This is a genomic window from Rhizobium terrae (assembly GCF_003425685.1).
In the GTDB taxonomy this organism is placed as follows: Bacteria; Pseudomonadota; Alphaproteobacteria; order Rhizobiales; family Rhizobiaceae; genus Neorhizobium; species Neorhizobium terrae.
This window is the reverse complement of sequence record NZ_QJKM01000003.1, coordinates 19,619-40,288: the sequence shown is the minus strand read 5'-3', so window position 1 is coordinate 40,288 and position 20,670 is coordinate 19,619. Positions and strand designations below refer to the sequence as shown.

Annotated in this window: 26 protein-coding genes and 1 tRNA gene; 18 read left to right on the top strand and 9 right to left on the bottom strand. The window is 62.5% G+C overall.

Translation table 11 applies throughout. The features are described 5' to 3' along the window. Positions 1–5: 5 nt before the first annotated feature. Positions 6–374: a VOC family protein gene (locus DMO26_RS05795; RefSeq protein ID WP_117191098.1), complete on the bottom strand. Its 369-nt coding sequence runs from the start codon at positions 372–374 to the stop codon at positions 6–8. 159 nt (positions 375–533) lie between these two features. Here DMO26_RS05795 and DMO26_RS05790 point away from each other — a divergent pair, with 159 nt between their 5' ends. The 3 genes from DMO26_RS05790 (at position 534) to DMO26_RS05780 (ending at position 3,303) form a co-directional block, all read left to right on the top strand. Beyond that, positions 534–1,268 (top strand): hypothetical protein, encoded by a 735-nt coding sequence (locus DMO26_RS05790; RefSeq protein ID WP_117191097.1) that lies wholly within the window; start codon positions 534–536, stop codon positions 1,266–1,268. A gap of 142 nt (positions 1,269–1,410) precedes the next feature. Continuing rightward, positions 1,411–2,949: a D-alanyl-D-alanine carboxypeptidase gene (locus DMO26_RS05785; RefSeq protein WP_117191473.1), complete on the top strand. Its 1,539-nt coding sequence runs from the start codon at positions 1,411–1,413 to the stop codon at positions 2,947–2,949. An 84-nt stretch (positions 2,950–3,033) separates the two neighbouring features. Beyond that, a complete protein-coding gene (locus DMO26_RS05780; RefSeq protein ID WP_117191096.1) occupies positions 3,034–3,303 on the top strand; it encodes a hypothetical protein in 270 nt (89 codons plus the stop codon). 26 nt (positions 3,304–3,329) lie between these two features. Here the strand turns inward: DMO26_RS05780 and DMO26_RS05775 are convergent, their stop codons facing one another. From DMO26_RS05775 to DMO26_RS34770, 3 genes are all read right to left on the bottom strand, one after another. Continuing rightward, positions 3,330–3,767 (bottom strand): DUF1489 family protein, encoded by a 438-nt coding sequence (locus DMO26_RS05775; protein ID WP_117191095.1) that lies wholly within the window; start codon positions 3,765–3,767, stop codon positions 3,330–3,332. A gap of 127 nt (positions 3,768–3,894) precedes the next feature. Further along, on the bottom strand, positions 3,895–5,295 hold the full coding sequence (locus tag DMO26_RS05770; protein ID WP_117191094.1) for an L-serine ammonia-lyase: 1,401 nt from the start codon (positions 5,293–5,295) through the stop codon (positions 3,895–3,897). A 165-nt stretch (positions 5,296–5,460) separates the two neighbouring features. Next, a complete protein-coding gene (locus DMO26_RS34770) occupies positions 5,461–5,586 on the bottom strand; it encodes a hypothetical protein (RefSeq protein WP_264319349.1) in 126 nt (41 codons plus the stop codon). Positions 5,587–5,819: 233 nt separating this feature from the next. Between DMO26_RS34770 and DMO26_RS05765 the strand changes: the two genes are divergently transcribed. After that, positions 5,820–6,518 carry a DUF599 domain-containing protein gene (locus DMO26_RS05765; protein WP_117191093.1) on the top strand — a complete coding sequence of 233 codons (699 nt, stop codon included), beginning with the start codon at positions 5,820–5,822 and terminating at the stop codon, positions 6,516–6,518. A gap of 51 nt (positions 6,519–6,569) precedes the next feature. Beyond that, on the top strand, positions 6,570–7,529 hold the full coding sequence (locus DMO26_RS05760) for a DUF1624 domain-containing protein (protein WP_117191092.1): 960 nt from the start codon (positions 6,570–6,572) through the stop codon (positions 7,527–7,529). A gap of 143 nt (positions 7,530–7,672) precedes the next feature. Here the strand turns inward: DMO26_RS05760 and DMO26_RS05755 are convergent, their stop codons facing one another. Next, positions 7,673–8,065: a MerR family transcriptional regulator gene (locus DMO26_RS05755; protein ID WP_162894738.1), complete on the bottom strand. Its 393-nt coding sequence runs from the start codon at positions 8,063–8,065 to the stop codon at positions 7,673–7,675. A gap of 84 nt (positions 8,066–8,149) precedes the next feature. Next, positions 8,150–9,568, bottom strand: a complete 1,419-nt coding sequence (gene mgtE, locus DMO26_RS05750) for a magnesium transporter (RefSeq protein WP_117191091.1) — start codon at positions 9,566–9,568, stop codon at positions 8,150–8,152. A 219-nt stretch (positions 9,569–9,787) separates the two neighbouring features. Here mgtE and DMO26_RS05745 point away from each other — a divergent pair, with 219 nt between their 5' ends. From DMO26_RS05745 to DMO26_RS05735, 3 genes are all read left to right on the top strand, one after another. Beyond that, positions 9,788–10,279: a peptide deformylase gene (locus DMO26_RS05745; RefSeq protein WP_117191090.1), complete on the top strand. Its 492-nt coding sequence runs from the start codon at positions 9,788–9,790 to the stop codon at positions 10,277–10,279. Between the two features lie 66 nt (positions 10,280–10,345). Further along, entirely contained in the window at positions 10,346–10,603 is a 258-nt protein-coding gene (locus DMO26_RS05740; protein WP_117191089.1) for a BON domain-containing protein, read from the top strand. Between the two features lie 65 nt (positions 10,604–10,668). Next, on the top strand, positions 10,669–11,166 hold the full coding sequence (locus DMO26_RS05735; RefSeq protein ID WP_117191088.1) for a BON domain-containing protein: 498 nt from the start codon (positions 10,669–10,671) through the stop codon (positions 11,164–11,166). On the opposite strand, the gene DMO26_RS05730 is transcribed toward DMO26_RS05735, so the two are convergent. After that, positions 11,163–11,585, bottom strand: coding sequence for an OsmC family protein (locus tag DMO26_RS05730; RefSeq protein WP_117191087.1), 423 nt, complete (start codon positions 11,583–11,585; stop codon positions 11,163–11,165). The two genes, DMO26_RS05735 and DMO26_RS05730, sit on opposite strands and share 4 nt — an antisense overlap. Positions 11,586–11,596: 11 nt before the next feature. Continuing rightward, positions 11,597–12,316: a lipoyl(octanoyl) transferase LipB gene (gene lipB / locus DMO26_RS05725; RefSeq protein ID WP_117191471.1), complete on the bottom strand. Its 720-nt coding sequence runs from the start codon at positions 12,314–12,316 to the stop codon at positions 11,597–11,599. 176 nt (positions 12,317–12,492) lie between these two features. On the opposite strand from lipB, the gene DMO26_RS05720 reads away from it, so the two are divergent. The 10 genes from DMO26_RS05720 (at position 12,493) to fghA (ending at position 20,080) form a co-directional block, all read left to right on the top strand. Beyond that, positions 12,493–12,577, top strand: a tRNA-Leu gene (locus DMO26_RS05720). Positions 12,578–12,703: 126 nt separating this feature from the next. Further along, entirely contained in the window at positions 12,704–13,618 is a 915-nt protein-coding gene (locus tag DMO26_RS05715; protein ID WP_117191086.1) for a DMT family transporter, read from the top strand. Between the two features lie 180 nt (positions 13,619–13,798). Further along, a complete protein-coding gene (locus tag DMO26_RS05710; protein WP_162894737.1) occupies positions 13,799–14,434 on the top strand; it encodes a hypothetical protein in 636 nt (211 codons plus the stop codon). A gap of 135 nt (positions 14,435–14,569) precedes the next feature. Beyond that, entirely contained in the window at positions 14,570–15,847 is a 1,278-nt protein-coding gene (locus DMO26_RS05705; RefSeq protein ID WP_117191084.1) for a hypothetical protein, read from the top strand. Positions 15,848–15,905: 58 nt separating this feature from the next. After that, positions 15,906–16,520: a GNAT family N-acetyltransferase gene (locus DMO26_RS05700; RefSeq protein WP_117191083.1), complete on the top strand. Its 615-nt coding sequence runs from the start codon at positions 15,906–15,908 to the stop codon at positions 16,518–16,520. A 119-nt stretch (positions 16,521–16,639) separates the two neighbouring features. Then, positions 16,640–17,767, top strand: a complete 1,128-nt coding sequence (locus DMO26_RS05695) for an S-(hydroxymethyl)glutathione dehydrogenase/class III alcohol dehydrogenase (protein WP_117191082.1) — start codon at positions 16,640–16,642, stop codon at positions 17,765–17,767. Positions 17,768–17,835: 68 nt separating this feature from the next. Then, positions 17,836–18,024, top strand: a complete 189-nt coding sequence (locus DMO26_RS05690) for a YegP family protein (RefSeq protein WP_117191081.1) — start codon at positions 17,836–17,838, stop codon at positions 18,022–18,024. Between the two features lie 58 nt (positions 18,025–18,082). Beyond that, positions 18,083–18,553, top strand: coding sequence for a YaiI/YqxD family protein (locus DMO26_RS05685; RefSeq protein WP_117191080.1), 471 nt, complete (start codon positions 18,083–18,085; stop codon positions 18,551–18,553). 16 nt (positions 18,554–18,569) lie between these two features. Next, the gene (locus tag DMO26_RS05680) at positions 18,570–19,232 is read left to right on the top strand and encodes a DUF1345 domain-containing protein (RefSeq protein ID WP_117191079.1); all 663 of its coding nucleotides are present in this window, start codon (positions 18,570–18,572) and stop codon (positions 19,230–19,232) included. A gap of 14 nt (positions 19,233–19,246) precedes the next feature. Then, the gene (gene fghA / locus DMO26_RS05675) at positions 19,247–20,080 is read left to right on the top strand and encodes an S-formylglutathione hydrolase (RefSeq protein WP_117191078.1); all 834 of its coding nucleotides are present in this window, start codon (positions 19,247–19,249) and stop codon (positions 20,078–20,080) included. Between the two features lie 74 nt (positions 20,081–20,154). On the opposite strand, the gene DMO26_RS05670 is transcribed toward fghA, so the two are convergent. Continuing rightward, the gene (locus DMO26_RS05670; protein ID WP_117191077.1) at positions 20,155–20,646 is read right to left on the bottom strand and encodes a hypothetical protein; all 492 of its coding nucleotides are present in this window, start codon (positions 20,644–20,646) and stop codon (positions 20,155–20,157) included. Between the last annotated feature and the right edge of the window lie 24 nt (positions 20,647–20,670).

Sequence of the window (20,670 nt, the reverse complement as noted above, 5' to 3'; positions counted from 1 at the left end):
CGCGATCAGGCTGCGGGGCCGCACATCTGCAGTCGGTTTCCGAACGGATCGTGAAAGCTCGCATACACGACATGCCCGTCGAACACGACGGGCTCGCCACAGGCAACGCCCCGGCATCTGAGCTCATCGACCGCCGCATGGCAGTCGTCGACATTGAGGACCACGGTCGTGCCGGTGGAGGGTTGCCATTCCGCTCCGGCAAGCGTCACCGAAAGGTTGGCTCCGCCCGCCCCGGTCGAAAACTCGATCCAGCCCGCCTCCGGCAGGTCGTAGAGCGGGGTTCCGAGCCCCAGCGTCTCGCCGTAGAAGAGCCGCGCCCCCCCAAGATCGGTGACCGAAATCGATACCACGTTGATTCCATGGAAAAGCTGCACGTCGTCCTCCCTCCGTCGCCGACTTGCCACTCAATTTCGTTTACCAAAAGTTAACGCTAAGCCGCCAGACTCATTGCCGCTTCGCTCCGGCGCGTTCCGTATCCGTTGTCTTCCCGACGCACGGCGAATCTCGCAGATGCTGAACATGGAGCGCGTGTCATGGCAGGTCCAGCCCCAATCCTTCAGGCCGCCGAAGAAGCGCCGCTGATTTCCAACCGGTTTCTCTATCGGCTGACGGCGGTCATCACGGTGCTTGCGCTTCTCACGGCGGCGATCGGTATCGCCGGCCGCTGGTTCGGGGAACGGATCGCGCTTGCCGGCCACACCGACAGTACCGAACAGTTTTCAATCCGGATCGGCCAGGACACGCTCGATCTCGCCGCCAACACCATCCGCTTTCGCGATCAGCGCCTGAACGGCAGCGCGGAGCGCGTCGATCTCTACCTCACCTGGCCGGAACTCAAGGGCTACGAGCCGGATTTGCGCTCCCGCTTCGACGATGTCGCGCAATCGTCCTCGCTGGTTTTCCTGCAATTGTCGCAGAGCACCATGTCGCGCGATATGTCGGGCCGTCTCGATCCCATCTATTCGAAACTGTTCGAAGGCGCTCCGCAGGAGGTGAATTTCGGGCTGACGCTCCATCGCCTGCAAGCGGATTCGGGTTACGGCAGCGAGGTGGTTCTCACGGCGCCGCGGCCCGGCGGGCCGGATTATGTCGTCCGCTGCCTGCTGCCGGGCGAAGGGGAGCGGCCGACGAGCGGTGACTGCCAGCGCGATATCCATGTCGGCCAGGACCTGTCCGTCCTCTATCGGTTCTCCAGCACGCTTTTGGGTGACTGGCAACATATTGATGCCGCAGTTCGATCCTTTGTCGAAACCCGGCTCGCCCGGTAGGCGGCGCCACGGACGGGCGGATGATGACTAAAATGCGGCACATCGAGGTAGGTTGCCGTTCATCATAAACCTCTTGGTAACGCTATTCCCCTAAGGTTTTGGCAACGGCCGTGACGGGGGTGCGTCCGGACGTGCTAATATGATGCAAGCGATGAGTGCGGCAGTGTCGAAAACAATGTTCTCCGCCTCCTTCCCCAAGGATGGTGTAACGGTTCCGGGACGGTTTCTCGGGTATATTTTCACCTTGGTTCTGGCCGTTTCGGTCTTTGCCTCCACCCATGCGGAGGCCGCGCCAAAATACGCCGGCATCGTCGTCGATGCCAAGACCGGCAAGGTTCTTTATTCGGAAGATCCGGATGGCCTGCGTTATCCCGCATCGCTCACCAAGATGATGACGCTCTATCTCACATTCGAAGCGCTTGAGGCTGGCCGCATCAGTCTCGAGACGCAGGTTCCGGTTTCGGCCAACGCCGCTTCCGAGCCCCCCTCCAAGCTCGGCGTCCGCGCCGGCGGAGCGGTGACGGTCGATCAGGCGATCCGCGCCCTCGTGACTCGTTCGGCAAATGACATCGCAACCGCGCTGGGCGAATTCCTCGGAGGCTCCGAGGAGCGTTTCGGCCAGATGATGACCGGCAAGGCGCGTGCGCTCGGCATGACGCGCACCACCTACCGCAATGCTCACGGCCTGCCGAACACCGCACAGATGACGACGGCGCGCGACCAGGCCCGCCTCGGCATGGCACTGCGTCAGCATTTCCCGCAGTATTACGGTTATTTCGGCATCCGCAGCTTCAATTTCGGCAGGCAGACGATCGGCAACCACAATCGCCTTGTCGGCACCGTGAAGGGCGTCGACGGCATCAAGACCGGTTATACTCGCGCGGCAGGCAGCAATCTTGCGACCTCGGCACAGCTCGACGGCCGTTCGATCGTCGCAGTCGTGCTTGGCGGTCGCTCCAGCGCCGCCCGTGACGCCACCATGCGCAAGCTGGTCGCGGAATATCTGCCGCAGGCTTCCCGCAGCGGCAATTCCAACCTGATCGCCCAGGCGGCTCCGTCTCCGGCGGTCGCCGCTGCCGCTCCCGCGGCGCCTGTAAGAATGGCTCCGGCCGTAACTGCCACGCAGTCCGACGCGCGCCAGATGGCAGCGCTCGACCTGCCGCCGGCCGGCCCGCTGCCGGGTGCCCGCTACAATGAGCAGCCTGCCTCCATCGCTCCCGCTGCGGCGTCCGCTTATGCGGCCGAGCCGGAGCAGAAGAAGGTCATCAGCCAGGTCATGAACAGCGCCATGGCAAGCGCCGTCCCGACGCCGGCTCCGGAATATATCCCGGAACGCCGCGAGGAGGTGGCTGCAATTCGCCCGGTCAAGCAGACCGTCGACGCCGTCACGACGGCCTCGACAAAGGCGAACGTCAAGGAAACCAAGTCTGTTCCGGCCGGCTGGGTGATCCAGATCGGCGCGTCCCCGGACCAGAAGATGGCTCAGGATATCCTGCAGAATGCGCAGGATAAAGGCGGCAAGGTATTGCGTTCCGCCAAACCCTTCACTGTCGCCTATACCAATAACGGCGAACAGATCTACCGCGCCCGCTTCGGCGGTTTCGAAGACCAGAAGACGGCAGTCGACGCCTGCAATGTCCTGAAGAAAAAGGGCATCAGCTGCTGGGCTTCGCTCCAGTGAGCGGCGCGGACGGACAAGGAAATGCCCGCGCCGACATGGGCGGCGCGGTGGAATCTCGAGAGTAACGCGTATACGGGGTTTCCTATGGGAGTGAATGAAAACAGCGCCGAGTTTGTCTTTGGTACCGCATCGAAAAGCCGGGCCAAGGGCATCGCCCTCAATCCGCTTCACGAAGCGGCCATGCGCCTCGCGGGCATCGGTCTTGGCCGTTCGAAGGAAAAGACCCGCGATCTTGTCGCCATGCTGCTCAGCCACGGCGCCCGTGCCTGGCGGCATTCCCAGCCGGAAGCCGGTATTCACCTGCATATCGGCGCCCGCTCCGGTCGTACGCCGGTCCGCCTCAAGCTCCGCTGAGTTCGGCCGGTGAGGGCCGAATTCGCCTAAAGCAGACCGAGTTCGGCGAGTTCCCGCCGAAGTTCTTCGGGAAGCGCCGCAATGTCCTCGCCCAGTTTGCCGAGGTCGCGCGGCGCTTCCTCGCTTTTGAGATACCGCCAGCCTTGGAACGGCCGCTTCGGCTGCGGCGCTGTTTCGATGACCTCCGGGCCAAGGATGAGGTGGCAGCGCTGGATGCCGTCGCCGCCGGTGAACGTCTCGATGTTGAGGAGCTTCTGGCGGGCCATGACCTGCCCTTTGATCACCCAGTAGAGCGAACCGTTATCGAGAAGTTCGTCCACCCGTTTCGGCACCATGCGGGTGGTATGCACGCTGTGCGGATCGAGGCCGGCCGCAATCGCATTGAGGGAGCGTTCCGCGACCCATTCCCGGAGATCCTGGATCGAATCCGCGCCGACGCAGAGCTTTATCAGATGAAGAGACATGTGCTCTTTGAAGACCCATCGACGCTGAAGGTCAAGTCTCGGCGGTCTCCCTCCACAGCGGCGACGGCATCGGCCTCAAAACCGAGATCGATTTTCGGAAAGGCAAGATGCGGCGCTCCAAATAAGCTCAGCACTCGACGACATTGACGGCAAGCCCGCCCGTCGAGGTTTCCTTGTATTTCTCGCTCATGTCGTTGCCGGTCTGGCGCATGGTCTCGATACAGGCGTCGAGCGGCACGAAATGCGTGCCGTCGCCCTTGATGGCAAGCGAGGCCGCGGTCACCGCCTTCACCGCGCCCAGCGCGTTGCGCTCGATACAGGGAACCTGCACGAGGCCCGCGACGGGATCGCAGGTCATGCCGAGATGGTGTTCGAGCGCGATCTCGGCGGCATTTTCGATCTGTTCCGGCGAACCGCCCATCACGGCGGCAAGGCCCGCCGCCGCCATCGCGGCCGCCGATCCCACCTCGCCCTGACAGCCGACCTCCGCACCGGAGATCGAGGCATTGTGCTTGATGATGCCGCCGACCGCGGCCGCTGTCAGCAAGAAGGTCCTGATATCCTCCTGCGTCGCATCCTCATGGAAATGCAGGTAATACCGAACCGTCGCCGGAATGACGCCGGCGGCCCCGTTGGTCGGTGCCGTCACGACGCGCCCGCCGCCGGCATTCTCCTCGTTGACGGCCATGGCGTAGACGGAGAGCCAGTCGTTGGCGAGCAGCGGGTTCAGCCGGTTGCTGCGCCACTCCTCGTTCAGCTTGTCATGGATGGCGCGCGCCCGGCGCTTCACCTTCAGGCCTCCGGGCATGATGCCATCAACCTTCAGGCCGCGATCAATACAGCTTTTCATCGCCTCCCAGATGCGGTCGAGACCGGCATCGAGGTCGGCGGCGCTCATCTTGGTCTCTTCATTCGCCCGCTTCATCTGGGCGATCGTCAGACCGGAGCCGCGCGCCATGTCGAGCATCTGCTTGGCGGAGGCGAAGGGATAGGGCACGCGGACATCCGAAGAGGCCTTCTTTGCCGTGCGCATCGCCTCCAGTTCGGTATCCGTCACCACGAAACCGCCGCCGATCGAATAATATATGCGCCTCAGGAGCAGCCGGCCGTCGCGGTCGAGCGCGGAAAAACTCATGCCGTTGGCATGGCCCGGCAACGGCTGCTTCTTGTCGAAGATCAGGTCGGTCTTCGGCTGGAATTCGTAGGCCGGATGCCCGGCCGGCGTCACGCGGCCTGTCCGCTCCACCTCGGCGATGATTTCGTCCATCCGGTCCGGATCGACTTTGGCCGGTTCCTCACCCATCAGGCCGAGGATCACCGCCCTGCCCGTTCCGTGTCCGATGCCGGTAAAGGCAAGCGATCCGTGCAGGCTCACCTTCAACGCCGTCACATGCGCGCCCACCGGCCGCGGCCACTCGTTGGACAAGATGAGGTCCAGGAAGCGGTTGGCGGCCGACATCGGTCCCATCGTATGAGAGCTCGAAGGCCCGATACCGATCTTGAAGACGTCGAAGACGGAGAGAAACATGAAAACCCACGCGACGAACGATAATGGCGAAATCTATGCCGCGCCGCTGCAACGCTCAGGCGGCTGCCCGACATCGATTGTGATGCCAGCGACACCAGCCTTACATAGAAACGGCGCGGACTGAATGCCACGCCGATTTCGAAATAGGGGTTTCGACCTGAAAAATCAGATCGCGCCGAAAAGATAGGCAAGGGCAAGCGCGCCCGCAAATCCTACCAGCGCCTTGAAGGTCACGCCCCAGCAAGATTTCTGTGCCGTCTCGTCCATGTGGTCTCCAGGTTCTTCGCGCATCGGATGACGTCCTCGAAGGATCGTATGGCAATGGTCTATTAAAAAGCGCCCGCGTCCGCAATGCGGAAAGTGGCGAAAACGTGGCGCAAACCGCGACAAAGCCACAGGTCTGTCATTCTTCCAATGCCTTCGGGGGCGATAGGGTTCCGTGCTTTTGCCCTGAGGCTTGCCGACGCGCGCGAAACAAAGCATGACGAACTGGAATATCGACCCCTTGAGTCCCGGTGAGACCCATGACGATCGCCGACTATATCGCGCTTGCTCTCTTCGCCCTGCTCTGGTCGGGTTATTCCTGGGTCACGGCCGGTTCGGGATCCTGGATTTTCCCGCGCGCCAGCCTGAACCGGGCCATGGCCGAGCGCCGCAAGTCCTGGATCTACAATTCGCTCCGGCGTGACCTGAAGATGATCGACACCCAGATCATGGCGGGTCTGCAGAACGGTACGGCATTCTTCGCTTCCACCTCGATCTTCGCGATCGGCGGCTGCTTCGCGCTGCTGGGCGCCACCGACAAGGTGGAAGCGGTATTCGGCAACCTGCCCATGGTCGCCTATGGCGGACGAACCGCTTTCGAGATCAAGGTGGCCGGCCTCACCTTCCTGTTCGGTTATGCCTTCTTCAAGTTCGGCTGGTCCTATCGCCTCTTCAACTACTGCACCATTCTGTTCGGCGCCTTGCCGATGATGCACGAGACGAATGTCGACCGCGCAGCTGCGGAACGGGCGGCCGATCAGGTGGTGCGCATGAACACCATCGCCGCCAAGCATTTCAACGCCGGGCTCAGGGCCCTCTTTTTGTCGGTCGGCTATCTCGGCTGGTTCGCCGGGCCCTATATGTTCATGGCGATGACCGTCTTCGTCATCTTCGTGCTCGCCCGCCGCCAGTATTTTTCCGAGGCGCGGCTGGCGATCATGGACCGTGATGCCTCGTAAACCGAAAGACCCGCAGTGACTGTCGCCGAAAACCCAGCTCTCTCCCTCAGGATGCCCCGTATCACGCTGATCGATACGCTGCGCGGCGTGGCGCTCGTCGCCATGGCGACCTATCATTTCACCTGGGACCTGGAATTCTTCGGTTATCTCGATCCCGGCACGGCCACGCAGGGCTTCTTTCGCATCTACGCCCGGTCGATCGCCAGCAGTTTTCTTTTCCTCGCCGGGGTCAGCCTGGTGCTGGCGCATGTTCCGGCGGTCCGCTGGCGTTCCTTCTGGAAGCGGTTCGCCATGGTCGCCGGCGCGGCCGCGGCGATCAGCATCGCGACCCGCGTCGCCTTTCCAAACGAGTGGATCTATTTCGGCATCCTGCACAATATCGCATTGTCGAGCCTGATCGGCCTGGCTTTCCTGCGCCTGCCCCCGCCGGTCACGGGTGCGCTCGTCCTTGCCGTCATTGCCCTGATGGTCGCCGACTACGGCCTCAGTCCCGGCCTTCTCGATTCGGCTCTGTTCGACACCAGATGGCTTGCCTGGCTGGGCTTTTCGGAATACCCGCCGCGTTCCAACGACTATGTGCCGCTCTTCCCCTGGATCGCGGCGCTCCTGGCCGGCGTGGCGATTGCCCGCCTCGCCATGTTCCGCGGCTGGCTGCCACGCCTAGCCGGGATCCAGACGAGCCCGAACCTTCTCTCGAAAGCTGGTCGCCATAGCCTGGCGATCTACCTCATCCATCAGCCGGTGCTGATCGCCCTCGTCTATCTTTTCTCGCTCATCTCTCCGGCCCCGGCGCCCGATCCGCGCGTCAGTTATGTGCGGAGCTGCGAGGCGGGCTGCCTGCAGCAAGGCAACGACAAGGGCCTGTGCCAGCGCTTCTGCGGCTGCACGGCCGACCGGCTGATCGCCCAGTCGCTGCTGACACCGCTGCAGACTGCAGCCCTCGCGCCGCAGGACGAGCGCGTCCAGGCGATTGCCGAGGAATGTTCGATAGGCGCCCAGTTCGGAAACTAGGGCTGCCGCGCAAAAAGCGCGGCGGTTTTGCGCCAACGACAAGGGTAAAACAGGAGCCCGAAGCGCGGCAAGCGAAACTGAATGATCGCGCCCATGTGCCGCTGCGGTCCTGCGGCATGCGGAGACGCTTCAGATTTGAGGTTTCAGGTCCCGACGCCAATCTCGGCAAGCCGGGTCAGGCAGGCTTCCTCGACATTGTTGAGTTCGGCCAGCGTGTCGTCGATGTCCTTGCGCTTCTGGCGCAGTTCGTCGCGCTTCTCGTCGATACGCTTCATGAGGAGCTTCAACTGGCCGAGCTCGCCCGGCGGCTCCTTGTAGACCTGGATGATTTCTCGGATCTCGGCGATAGTGAAACCGATGCGGCGCCCGCGCAGGATTTCCTGGATGAGCCTGCGATCCGCCGCCCGAAAAAGCCGGGTGCGACCGCGGCGTTCGGGATGGATGAGACCTTCATCCTCATAGAAGCGAAGCGTGCGGGTCGAGACCCCGAATTCACGCGTCAGCTCCGTGATGCTATAATATTTGTTCACGATCAATTCCTGCTGCGTCGGCGTTCAAACTAATTGACTTTTACGTAACAGTCAATTTTGCCGCCTCGCTCTGGCGGTCGATCGCGGAATTCAGCTCAGCATGAACCACCATGTGGCGAGCCCGAGGAACGAGAAGAACCCGGTCGTATCGGTGATTGCCGTCACGAAGACCGCGGAGGATACCGCCGGATCGGCGCCGGCCCGGTCGAGGACCAGCGGGATCAGGATGCCTGCCATCGCGGCTGCGAACATGTTGATCAGCATGGCGGTGGCGATCAGCCCGCCTATATGCACGTCATGGAACCAGAGGCCCGCCACGGTGCCGACGAGGCAGCCGATCACCACGCCGTTGATGAGCCCGACGCCGGCTTCGCGACGCGCCACGCGCCAGGCATTGTGGATGTCGAGGTTGCGGGTGGCGAGCGCGCGCACCGTCACCGTCATCGTCTGTGAGCCGGCATTGCCCCCCATGCCGGCGACGATCGGCATCAGGATCGCCAGCGCCACCACCTGCTCGATCGTCGCCTCGAAAAGCGAGATCACCGATGCGGAAATGAAGGCGGTGAAAAGATTGATCAGCAGCCATGGAACGCGGGAACGAGATGTTTCCTTGACCGAGTCCGACAGTTCTTCATCGCCGACGCCGGAGAGGCGCATGATGTCCTCCTCCGCCTCTTCCTGGATCACGTCGACCACGTCGTCGATGGTCAGCACCCCGACCAGCCTGCCGTTCTCGTCGACGACGGCTGCCGACAGGAGGTCGTATTGTTCGAAGAGCTGGGCGGCCTCTTCCTGGTCCATGTCGGCGGGGATCGGATAATTCGTCTCCCGCATGATTGTCTCGATCTTCACCTGCCGCTTGCTGCGCAGCAGCCGGTCCAGGTCGAGAACGCCAAGCAGCTTGAAGGTCGGGTCGATGACGAAGATCTGCGTAAAACTCTCCGGCAGGTCCTCGTCCTCGCGCATGTAGTCGATCGTCTGGCCAACCGTCCAGAACGGCGGCACCGCGACGAATTCCGTCTGCATGCGGCGGCCGGCCGATTGCTCCGGATAATCCAGCGCGCGGCGCAGCCTCACCCGTTCGGTGAACGGCAGCTGCGCGAGGATCTCCTCCCGGTCCTCGTGGTCGAGGTCCTCGAGAATGTAGACCGCATCGTCCGAATCGAGATCGCCGATCGCCGCCGCGATCTGCTCGTTCGGCATCTGGTCGACGATCTCCATGCGGATCGCTTCGTCGACCTCGGTCAGCGCCGTCAGGTCGAAGTCGCTGCCGAGCAGCTTGACGAGCGCAAGGCGCTGGTCCGGCAGGATCGCTTCGAGAAGGTCGCCGAGCTCCGATTCGTGCAGCCGTGCGACATGGCTGCGCAGGAAAAGCGTGTCGCGGTCGGCGATCGCCGCACCCACCATCGCCAGGAAATCGGCGCGGATCGAGCCGTCCTCGGAATAGATGTCGTCGCCGGCTTCGTCGGTCCTGGTGCGCAGGCGGGTGTCTTCGCCGATATCGCTCATCTGCCGCCCTCGCTGTTGACGTCCGGAACAAGGAGAATGGCGGCGAAAAGCATACTGTCAACAACCGGATAACCCCATCCGGCACGACCGCTTCCCTCGCCTGATCCTCCTGCTAGAACAATTGGCCCGAGGCGTCCAGCAGTGTTCAAGCGGCAAGGCTTGAGCATGCGGGATCACCTTCGTATGTCTCTATCCGAAAACCATGCCGATGAGGTTAAGATGACCGTCCGCGCCATCCTGAAATATCCAGATCCGGGGCTGTCGAAACCCTGCGAGCCGGTGGCCCTTTTCGATGCGGAGCTTGCGGTCCTCGCCGGTGATTTGCTCGACACCATGCGGGCAGCATCGGGCGTCGGCATCACCGCCGCTCATGTCGGCGTGTTCACCCGCCTCGTCGTGCTGGAACTGCCAAAGCAGGACGGCCCGCGGTTTTACGTCAATCCGCAAATCCTCGCCCTTTCGGCCGAGACCATGCGGCACATCGAAGGCAGCGTCTCCATGCCCGGTGCCACGGACGAGGTCGAACGCCCGCGAAAAATCCGGTTCCGCTATCAGGATATCAAGGGTGCGTTCCACGAGGAGGACGCCGAAGGCTTCCATGCCATCTGCATCCAGCACGAGATCGATCAGCTCGACGGGATCTTCTGGCTGAAGCGCCTGTCCCGCCTGAAACGCGACCGCCTCCTCCGCAGGTGGGACAAGGGAAAATAGCGCAAGCCCAGAACAAAAACCGCATTCGTCCGTTGTCCCGTCGCAGATTGACGAGGAGCTACGACCATGAATGCAATCGCAGACAAGACCGCAGCCGAACTCGAACAGCGGGTATCCGAACGTCTGGCCGGCCTGCCGGACGTCGACGCATCCCATATCGAGCCGCATGCCGAGGGAACCAAGGTTATTCTCGAAGGTTCGGTCGATACCGTGTTTTCGGCCCGCAAGGCGGTGCTGAGCGCGGAAACCGTGGATGGCGTACATGATGTCGAAAGCCATCTGACCCTGACGGGCAACAAGAATGGCGCATCCACGAGCCATTGAGGCTGTTGCCCGGCGCGCCGGCAGGTGCGCCGGGCCTATTTCCAGGAAGATGACAGGAGACGACCATGCCGGCCAAGCGCAAGGTTGACGATATTTCCCGCGAAGAGGATTTCCGCGACTACGACGATCGCAATATCGACGACGGCTGGCCCTACGACGATGCCGCCGGCGCCGGCGCAAGGCCGGTCGACAACACCGCCTACGGCGGCACCAAGGCCAATTTCGACAACGACCGCAATGAAGGCTACCGGATCGACGAAGCGGATTTCGACGGACTGGAAGAGCGTCTCGCCGACGACGTCCGCCCCGCCACCAAAGGTCTGGAAGAAGCCGACGACCTCGAAGAACGCGTCAGCGATGCGATCGAGGAACTGGACGGGATCGATATGGCCTCGATCGACCTCCATGTCGAGAACGGCACCGTGACGATCGAAGGCGCCGTGGACGAGGCATCCGCCTCCCGGAAAATCGTCCGCCGCATCCAGGCGATCAAAGGCGTGAATGGCATCGTCAACAATCTGCGGCTCGAAGGCGTCGACAGCCGCATTCCGGACGACGACTAGCCCATCTCCATTGAAAACTCCGGCGTGCCTTTCAGCGTATTGCTGACGGTGCAGATTTCTTCCGCCATCTCGGCGATTTCCGCCCTTTCCTCCGGCTTGAAATCGCCGTCGATCCGCATGTCGACGACAAAGCGGGTTATCCGCGAAGGACCTTCGTGGGCCTTTTCTCCGGTGACATGCACCTGGACTTCCTTCAGACGATCCAGAATACCGAGCTTGCTCGCCGCAATGCGGGCGCTCAGCACCAGGCAGGCGGCAAGCGACGAGAACATCAGGTCGAGCGGATTGAAACCCACCTCGGAAGCGCCCGTGACCACATCCACGCTGCCGTTCGTCTCGCTCGTAACCTGCGGGTGACCAAGCCGTCCGAGCACCGCCGTCGCGCCGATCGGCCGGGGCTTTACCTTCAGTTCCACCATCCGCTTTTCCCTTATCGTTCCGAAACCGTCGGCCCGAAAATATCCTCGAAAGCCTCGCGCAGCCGCATGTCGACATCGGCCATCATGACGGGAAGTCCGAGATCCACGAGGCTCGTCACGCCATGGGCGCTGATTCCGCAGGGTACGATGCCAGAAAAATGCGAAAGATCCGGATCGACGTTAAGCGACAGGCCATGAAAGCTTACCCAGCGCCGCAACCTGATTCCGAGCGCCGCCACCTTGTCCTCGGCCATGGATCCGTCCGGCAGAAGCGGCTTTTCCGGCCGGCGCACCCAGACCCCGACGCGGTCCTCGCGCCGCTCGCCGCGCACGTTCATCATCCCGAGCGTGCGGATAATCAATTCCTCCAGCGCCGCCACATAGGCGCGCACGTCCTGCCGCCGGCGTTTGAGGTCGAGCATCACATAGCCGACCCGCTGGCCGGGGCCGTGATAGGTGTATTCGCCGCCGCGGCCGGTGGAAAACACCGGGAACCGGTCGGGCTCGATGAGATCGGCCGAATCGGCGCTCGTGCCGGCTGTATAGAGAGGTGGGTGCTCGAGCAGCCAGACGAGTTCGTCGGTCCTCCCGTCGGCGATCGCCGCCACCTCGCGCTCCATCTCCGCCACGGCCTCCTCATAGGGAACGAGACCTTCGGAAATCCGCCAGCGGACCGGCGGCGAGCCCTCTTTCGGCAACATGGAGATATTGAGGTCGGTACGTGTCAGCATGGAAATTCTTCTGGCAAAAACGGAAACGGCCGGCAAGCCGGGCTTTTCGACCTCTGCCCATATAGGCATTTCCACAGAGGATTTTTATCCTTCAAAAATCTGTCACGGCGCACTTGTGCCCACCAGATCCTTTTGCTACATGCTCCCCGCCGGCGCAAATCGGCACCTACCACGATGCGGTCGTGGCGGAATTGGTAGACGCGCAGCGTTGAGGTCGCTGTGTCGCAAGACGTGGAAGTTCGAGTCTTCTCGACCGCACCAAATCAACCCGGCTCCGGCCGGGTTTTTTGTTGCCCGGATGCCGTCGGATACCAGTCGGCCCGAGCTCCCCGCTTGAAGATCGCCTACGCCTGTGGTTGAAGAACGCGTTCTTTGAAAGTGCCCGGCATGCCCTCTCCCACACCTGAAAATCCCCTGAAGGGCATGGCAATCATGACCATCTGCATGGTCATCCTGCCGGTGATGGATGCGATCGCCAAATACATGGCGACGTTCGAGGCGATGTCTCCGGGGCAGGTCACCTTCTACCGGTTCTTCTTCCAGCTCGTTTGCGTCCTGCCGCTCGTCTATTTCACCGGCGCCGCCGTCTTCCGGGCGAAACGCCCCTGGATGAACCTGTTGCGCGGCGTCCTGCATGCGGGGGCGAGCCTGATGTTCTTCGTCGCGGTCAAATACATGCCGCTCGCAGACGTCTTCGCCATCTATTTCGTCGAACCCTTCATGCTGACGATGATGTCGGCGATCTTTCTGGGCGAAAAGGTCGGCTGGCGGCGTTGGCTGGCGATCGTCATCGGTTTCGGCGGCGCGATGATCGTCATCCAGCCGAGCTACGCGATCTTCGGCTGGACGGCGCTGCTGCCGGTCGCCTGCGCCTTCCTCTATACGCTCTACCTCTTTCTGAACCGTGCCATCGGCGAGGCCGATTCGCTGCTCGTCATGCAGACCATGGCGGGCCTCGGCGGCACCTTGTTCATGCTGGGCGCGCTGAGCATCGGCAGCGATCTCGGCGGCGCCGATTTTCAGCCCTCGCTTCCTGCCACCTGGCTCGGACTTCTTCTACTCGTCCTCCTCGGCTCCATCTCCGGCTACATGCACCTGCTGGTCGTCCGCGCGTTTCGCCTGGCGCCGCTTTCGCTGCTGGCTCCCTTTCAGTATTTCGAGATCATCTCGGCGACCGTCCTCGGCTACGCGCTCTTCGACGACTTTCCGACGGCCTCCAAGTGGCTCGGCATCGCTATCATTGTCGCCTCCGGCCTCTTCATCATTTGGCGCGAACGTCTCAAATCGAAGCAGGCCGCATGAGTTTAGCAATGGCCTTGAGCACGGGTTAACCGCCCTTCTTTGCCGGCCCTCAACTTCTGCAATTTATGACCCACATGCAGTTTCATGATGAAACGGAGAAAAGAGATGAGCGGGTTCCGCTTTTCTTTTCCGGCATGCGTCATCGCCGGGAAGGGTCGCATTGTGGCCGAAGATGTTTTGATGCTGCGCAAATACGCGCTGCCCGGTGGCGTTCGTTCTTTCGAGGATGCCCTTGGCCTCTTTGCGCTGAACGAAGCCTGCCCGGAACCGAATCCCGAATGGACTGCCTATTTCGTCGAGACGATGACGGCTTTCATCGTGCATGGCGCCGCTCCGGCGGGTCTCATCGATGAAGCCAAGGCCGGCTGGCTGATTCGCAGCATTTCCATCGATGGCGTCGTCCATTCGGCGCTTGAACTGGAGCTCCTCCTGCATGTGATGGAAGTCGCTGCGGAAGTGCCGGAAAGCCTGTCCGCCTTCGCGCTCGATCAGATCCGCCTCGCCCTGGAGCCGCATGCCATCGGTGCTTATCATGCCGCAAGACCAGCCGCCCCGGGCGTGACCGCCTATGACCTCGCCCATGTGTGGCGCGTCCTGCGCGGCGCGCTCGATCGTGGCCGTCTCATGCTTTCTCCGCTCGAAGCCCGGGTGCTGAAGGAAATCGACGAATGCGCTCCGCGTTCCGAACACCACCCGGCCTGGCGGGACATGATGTCGGCGGTCGTCACGTTCGACCGGCCGAAGGAGGTTCTGCGCACCGATCGCTGGCTGGTGACCGACGACCGGCAGGTTCTGGACGAGGAGGTCGCCGCCTGAAATGGCGGCGAGAGGGATCGACGCGGCTGCTGGATCGTATTTTAGCGATTGCATAAACCGAGGGGAAAAACGGAAGGGCTATGATCGCCGGCGATGATCGGCCCATGCCATGCCGGCGGCCCCAGGAGATCTCCCGTGACGTCCATCGTTTCCGCCGTCGTGCTGCTGACGCTCAATCTCGGCCTCATCTGGCTGATGATGGCCGCACCGGTCGGTCGCCGCACCATAACGCTCAGCCGCCGGCTCGAGGCGAGCCCGGAACGCCTGTGGGAGGCGGTCCACCCGGGCGGCGAAGAGGCGAGCTGGAACCCGGCAATCTTGTCGAGCCGGCACGAGGATGGTGGGAAAGGCCGCATCCGGGTCGCCTACCGCCATCCCGACCGCCGCGGCCAGCCGATCGGACGGGTATTCGAAGTCGAAGATCGCATCGATGCCGCGGAGGGCACCTACGAAAGCCGCGCCCGCGTAATCGACGACACCGCCCTCGATCTGTCGTTCTGGAACGATTTCGAGGAACGCCGCTCCGTCTCCACCGCCGCCGGCGGCGCGACGATCACCTTCGCCCAGACGGACAGCTATCGCGGGCTTGCGGTCTATCTGTTCCGCTATTTCACGATGCGCCGCGAGCTTTCCTCGCTCGCCGCCTGGCTGAAGGACGGGCAGCCGCGCACCGGCGGGCTCGTCGAACATCCGGCGACCCAGTTTTTCCTGGCGCTCCTTTCGACGCTGCTGCTCTGGCCTTTCTTCGGGCTCACCGCCGCAGGCCTTGCGATCTCGGCCGCCCTGACGCTGGTGATCGTCTTCCACGAACTCGGCCACATGGTCGCCTACCGGGCCTTCGGCCATGAAAGGGTCAGGATGATCTTCGTGCCGCTGCTCGGGGGAATCGCAATCGGCGGACGGCCCTATAATAGCCGGTTTGAAGTCGCGACCTGCGCCCTGATGGGCGCCGGCATGTCCGCTTTCCTGGTGCCGATCATCATCTCCGCGCATGAGCTTTCCACCGGCCGCTTCCTGTCGCTCGGCGGCCTGCGGCAGCCGGCGCTCGTCTTCCTGCTGATCCTCGGCGCCTTTAATCTTCTCAACCTCCTGCCCATGCACCGCTTCGACGGCGGTCAGGTGCTGCGCCAGATCTTCACGAGCCGCAACCTGCTCCTCATCGCCAGCTTCGGCATCACGCTGCTGATGCTCTGGGTCGGTTTCCGGATCGGTCTTTCCGCCACTGCGCTGATCGCCACACTTGCCGTCTTCACCCTGATCAGCCTGATGGGGGCCGTTTCGATCAAGCCGCGCGAGCAGCTCGAACCGATGCACCCGGCGGAGCGGCTTATGGCGGGCTTCGGCCTTTATGCCGCGGTTTCCATCCACTCCTACGCGATTGTCTTTGCCTGCGATAGGCTGTTCGGCCATTGACGCATCCTTGACTGTCCATGCCATTGACTCTGCGGCTCGAAACCGCTCCAAAGGTTGTATGAAAAGCGAACACACCGCCCTTCCCCTTGGCTATTTTCCCGTCCCGCCGGGCAAGCTTGCAACGGTCGTGACCTGTCTCGAAATGCTGGTGCGGCCCACGGGAAAGACCGCCCGGGCGCCGGAAACCCTGGCCCTGAAGCGTTTGATGCCGTCGGAACTGGCCGCATACCGGGCGCTCTTCCGGGCCGTCGGGGAAAACTGGATGTGGGTTTCCCGCCTTGCCATGGCCGATGACGAGCTTTCGGCGATCCTGAACGATCCCGGCGTGGAGGTCTATGTCCTGGAGGATGGCGGGCGCCGGATCGGCCTGCTCGAACTCGATTTCCGCCAGGAAGGCGAGTGCGAACTGTCCTTCTTCGGGCTGATCGCCGAGGCGATCGGCAAGGGCGGCGGCCGTTTCCTGATGAACTGGGCGATCGAAAAGGCCTGGGCGAGGCCGATCCGCCGTTTCTGGGTGCATACCTGCCATTTCGATTCGGCGGCAGCGCTTCCCTTCTACCAGCGTTCCGGTTTCAAGCCCTATGCGCTGATGGTCGAGGTGCTGGACGATCCTCGCCTGACCGGCCTCGTTCCTCGCACCGCTTCACCACACGTGCCGCTCATCCAGCCTTGAGCGTGCTCCCGCCTTTTTGCGACCTCCAGCGGCCGGTTCCGGCTTGAGCGGGGACACCCCGCCATGCCAAAGTCCGCGCCGAATGAACGCAGATTCTGAAGCACCAGGGGAGAGACACTATGGATGTCCGCGCCGCAGTCGCCGTCCAGGCTGGAAAACCGCTCGAAGTGATGACCGTGCAGCTCGAAGGCCCGCGCGCCGGCGAAGTGCTGATCGAGGTGAAGGCGACCGGTATCTGCCACACCGACGATTTCACGCTGTCGGGCGCCGATCCGGAAGGCCTCTTCCCCGCGATCCTCGGCCATGAAGGTGCCGGCATCGTCGTCGATGTCGGTCCGGGCGTCACCTCGGTGAAGAAGGGCGACCACGTCATTCCGCTCTACACGCCGGAATGCCGCGAATGCCCCTCGTGCCTGTCCCGCAAGACCAATCTCTGCACCGCGATTCGCTCCACCCAGGGCCAGGGTCTCATGCCCGATGGAACGTCGCGCTTCTCGATCGGCAAGGACAGGATCCATCATTACATGGGCTGCTCGACCTTCGCGAACTATACGGTCCTGCCGGAGATCGCCGTCGCGAAGATCAACCCGGACGCCCCCTTCGACAAGGTCTGCTACATCGGCTGCGGCGTCACCACCGGCATCGGCGCGGTCATCAATACCGCCAGGGTGGAAATCGGCGCGACGGCGATCGTCTTCGGTCTCGGCGGTATCGGCCTCAATGTCATCCAGGGCCTGCGGCTTGCTGGCGCCGACATGATCATCGGCGTCGACCTCAACAACGACAAGAAGGCCTGGGGCGAACGCTTCGGCATGACCCATTTCGTCAATCCGAAGGACGTCGGCGAAGACATCGTGCCCTATCTCGTCAACATGACCAAGCGCGGCGCAGACCAGATCGGCGGCGCCGACTATACCTTCGACTGCACGGGCAATACGAAGGTCATGCGTCAGGCGCTCGAATCGTCCCACCGTGGCTGGGGCAAGTCGGTCATCATCGGTGTCGCCGGCGCTGGTCAGGAAATCTCGACGCGGCCCTTCCAGCTTGTCACCGGCCGCACGTGGATGGGCACCGCCTTCGGTGGCGCACGCGGCCGCACCGACGTGCCGAAGATCGTCGACTGGTACATGGAGGGCAAGATCGAGATCGATCCGATGATCACCCACACCATGCCGCTCGAAGATATCAACAAGGGTTTCGAACTGATGCACGGCGGCGAAAGCATTCGCTCCGTGGTGATCTACTGATCCCACCGGCTTGTATTCTGGAACAAATCGCCTCTATTATCCGCCCGTCGTATTGAAAGGACATCCATATGTACAAATTCGAGATCTACAAGGACAAGGCCGGCGAATTCCGGTTCCGTTTCAAGGCGTCCAACGGCCAGACATTGTTCTCGTCGGAAGGTTATTCCGCAAAGGCGTCCGCCGTCGCGGCCATCGAATCCATCAAGAAGAATGCGCCGGGGGCAACCACGGACGATCAGACCACGGCGATGGCCTGAGAGACATCCGCACGGCTCCGCCTCTCGCGCATTGCATCACTGAGAGAACGACGACAGCATGATCTATGTCGATGCGGACGCTTGCCCGGTGAAGCCTGAAATCCTGAAGGTGGCCGAACGCCACGGCCTCGAGGTCACCTTCGTCGCCAATTCCGGCCTGCGTCCTTCGCGTGATCCGATGGTGCACAATGTCATCGTTTCCGCAGGCTTCGATGCGGCTGACAACTGGATCGCCGAACGCGCCGGCCCGGGTGACATCGTCGTGACCGCCGACGTGCCGCTTGCCGGCCGATGTGTTGCGACAGGCGCACTCGTCACCGGCCCGACCGGCCGCATCTTCGACGAAACCAATATCGGCATGGCCAGCGCCATGCGTGATCTCGGTGCACATCTGAGGGAAACCGGCGAGAGCAAGGGTTACAACGCGGCCTTTGCATCGCGCGACCGGTCTAAATTTCTCGAAGTACTGGACCGCCTCTGCCGGCGCGCCAAATCCGGTCCTCAACCTGGCCCCGGATCCGGCCCTTGAGATATCGGAAGCCGCCATGCCGAGCCACTGGTCGACCCTGAAGCATCACCGGCACGGGCCGTTCTTCGCCGGCACCATCGCGTCGCTCGTCTGTCTGCCGTTTCTGCTCACCTATGCGCCGCATCTTGCGCCCGGCGCCGCGGCGATCGTTTTCTTTCTGATCTACCTCGCCATGATCGCGATGCGGATCCCACATCTCGATGGCGCGGCGCTGAAGGCCAAGGGACAGAACGACGATGAGCCCGCCCCGGTCATCCTGGCCGTGACGCTGTTTGCCGTGGTCACCGCCGTCATCGCGCTTTTCGAGGCCCTGAACAGCGCAAGACCCGCCAGCCTGGCGGAAGTCTCGCTCGCCTTTGCATCGGTCGTGTTCGGCTGGCTGACGATCCATACGATGTTTGCCTTGCATTATGCCCATCTCTACTGGCGGCCGGCCGAACAGGAGGAGGAAAACGACGCCAGGCGCGGCGGCCTCGACTTCCCGGAGACCGACGATCCCGGCGCCTATGATTTTCTCTACTTCTCCTTCGTGATCGGCATGACGGCGCAGACGTCGGACACGACGATCACCTCCACCGGGATGCGCAGGATCAACCTCCTGCATGCCGTCGTCTCGTTCTTTTTCAACACCGTGCTCGTCGCCGCGGCCGTCAACGCCGTGGTCTCGATGGGACAATAATCTCGGAGTTTCCCATGAAGGTCCTTTCCCAGAACACCGCATTCGGCGGCATGCAGGGCGTCTTCCAGCACGATTCGGAGGCCTGCAATTGCGAGATGACCTTTGCCGTCTTCGTGCCGCCGAAGGCGATCGGAGAGCCCTGCCCGGTTCTCTGGTATCTCTCCGGCCTCACCTGCACCCATGCGAACGTCATGGAAAAAGGCGAGTATCGCCGTCTCGCCGCCGAACTCGGCTTGATCGTCGTCTGCCCGGATGTGAGCCCGCGCGGCAACGACGTGCCGGACGAACTCACCAACTGGCAGATGGGCAAGGGGGCCGGTTTCTATCTCGACGCCACCGAGAAGCCCTGGGACCAGCACTACCGGATGTACACCTACATCACCGAGGAACTACCCAACTTCGTAAGTCAACACTTTCGCATGGACATGGGACGTCAAGGTATTTTCGGCCATTCCATGGGCGGTCACGGCGCCATGACCATCGCGTTGAAGAACCCCGGACGCTTCAGGAGCTGCTCGGCTTTCGCACCGATCGTCGAACCCTCCACCGCCGACTGGTCCGCTCCCGCCTTCGAAAAATATCTGGGAACGGACAGGACCGCATGGCGCCGATACGACGCCTGCGCGCTGGTGAAGGACGGCGCCCGCTTTCCGGAATTCCTGATCGATCAGGGCAAGGCCGACGGCTTCCTCGAAAACGGCCTGCGCCCCTGGCTGTTCGAGGAAGCGATCAAAGGCACGGATATCGCACTCACGCTCCGCATGCACGAGCGCTACGACCACTCCTATTACTTCATCTCGACCTTCATGGACGATCACCTGCGCTGGCACGCGGAGCGGCTGAGATAAGGCAAAGTCCCTTGAAGAGGACATGTTCCGTCAAACGCTGATCCACTCGATACCGCAAACACTTGTCCTGATCATCAAGGAAACAGCGCGCTGGCGATCGCCGGGCGCCCGCCTTGGCCGTCCAGGCGGAACTCGCTGGTGATCCGGTCGGCGATCCTTTCGGCGAGCGCCTTGTCGGCCTCACCGCCGTCGAGCAGGAAGAGCGATGTCCTGAACGTGCCTTCGGCGATCGGCTCGCCGGTCGACACCGAGATCGCCTTGACGGTCACGCGCGCCTCATGGCGGCTACCGATCATCAGCGGCATGTGCGACGTCTCCTCGATGCGCACCGAGATGATCGTCCGCGGCAGCATGGTCTTGCGCACCGTCGAGCGGATCGCCTCGTCCACCAGCATGTCGGTGGCGATCACCAGTCCCTGGGGCACGGTGGGCCGCGCGGTCACGAAGGCGCCCCGCACGTCATAAAGCAGTTTTTCCCGGGCTTCGTTGCCCGCCGGCATGCGAAACGCCGTCAACGGCAGCACCGCCAGCAGGATCAGGACAAAACGAAGGACGCAGCGGAACATGGAGGAACCCGAAAGTGACGGTTC

Bases quoted from the DNA above. Each gene is read 5' to 3' on its own strand.
- DMO26_RS05790 (WP_117191097.1), top strand. From the start codon at position 534: ATGGCAGGTCCAGCCCCAATCCTTCAGGCCGCCGAAGAAGCGCCGCTG.
- DMO26_RS05785 (WP_117191473.1), top strand. From the start codon at position 1,411: ATGCAAGCGATGAGTGCGGCAGTGTCGAAAACAATGTTCTCCGCCTCC.
- DMO26_RS05780 (WP_117191096.1), top strand. From the start codon at position 3,034: ATGGGAGTGAATGAAAACAGCGCCGAGTTTGTCTTTGGTACCGCATCG.
- DMO26_RS05775 (WP_117191095.1), bottom strand. From the start codon at position 3,767: ATGTCTCTTCATCTGATAAAGCTCTGCGTCGGCGCGGATTCGATCCAG.
- DMO26_RS05770 (WP_117191094.1), bottom strand. From the start codon at position 5,295: ATGTTTCTCTCCGTCTTCGACGTCTTCAAGATCGGTATCGGGCCTTCG.
- DMO26_RS34770 (WP_264319349.1), bottom strand. From the start codon at position 5,586: ATGCGCGAAGAACCTGGAGACCACATGGACGAGACGGCACAGAAATCT.
- DMO26_RS05765 (WP_117191093.1), top strand. From the start codon at position 5,820: ATGACGATCGCCGACTATATCGCGCTTGCTCTCTTCGCCCTGCTCTGG.
- DMO26_RS05760 (WP_117191092.1), top strand. From the start codon at position 6,570: ATGCCCCGTATCACGCTGATCGATACGCTGCGCGGCGTGGCGCTCGTC.
- mgtE (WP_117191091.1), bottom strand. From the start codon at position 9,568: ATGAGCGATATCGGCGAAGACACCCGCCTGCGCACCAGGACCGACGAA.
- DMO26_RS05745 (WP_117191090.1), top strand. From the start codon at position 9,788: ATGACCGTCCGCGCCATCCTGAAATATCCAGATCCGGGGCTGTCGAAA.
- DMO26_RS05740 (WP_117191089.1), top strand. From the start codon at position 10,346: ATGAATGCAATCGCAGACAAGACCGCAGCCGAACTCGAACAGCGGGTA.
- DMO26_RS05735 (WP_117191088.1), top strand. From the start codon at position 10,669: ATGCCGGCCAAGCGCAAGGTTGACGATATTTCCCGCGAAGAGGATTTC.
- DMO26_RS05730 (WP_117191087.1), bottom strand. From the start codon at position 11,585: ATGGTGGAACTGAAGGTAAAGCCCCGGCCGATCGGCGCGACGGCGGTG.
- lipB (WP_117191471.1), bottom strand. From the start codon at position 12,316: ATGCTGACACGTACCGACCTCAATATCTCCATGTTGCCGAAAGAGGGC.
- DMO26_RS05715 (WP_117191086.1), top strand. From the start codon at position 12,704: ATGCCCTCTCCCACACCTGAAAATCCCCTGAAGGGCATGGCAATCATG.
- DMO26_RS05710 (WP_162894737.1), top strand. From the start codon at position 13,799: ATGCTGCGCAAATACGCGCTGCCCGGTGGCGTTCGTTCTTTCGAGGAT.
- DMO26_RS05700 (WP_117191083.1), top strand. From the start codon at position 15,906: ATGAAAAGCGAACACACCGCCCTTCCCCTTGGCTATTTTCCCGTCCCG.
- DMO26_RS05695 (WP_117191082.1), top strand. From the start codon at position 16,640: ATGGATGTCCGCGCCGCAGTCGCCGTCCAGGCTGGAAAACCGCTCGAA.
- DMO26_RS05690 (WP_117191081.1), top strand. From the start codon at position 17,836: ATGTACAAATTCGAGATCTACAAGGACAAGGCCGGCGAATTCCGGTTC.
- DMO26_RS05685 (WP_117191080.1), top strand. From the start codon at position 18,083: ATGATCTATGTCGATGCGGACGCTTGCCCGGTGAAGCCTGAAATCCTG.
- DMO26_RS05680 (WP_117191079.1), top strand. From the start codon at position 18,570: ATGCCGAGCCACTGGTCGACCCTGAAGCATCACCGGCACGGGCCGTTC.
- fghA (WP_117191078.1), top strand. From the start codon at position 19,247: ATGAAGGTCCTTTCCCAGAACACCGCATTCGGCGGCATGCAGGGCGTC.
- DMO26_RS05670 (WP_117191077.1), bottom strand. From the start codon at position 20,646: ATGTTCCGCTGCGTCCTTCGTTTTGTCCTGATCCTGCTGGCGGTGCTG.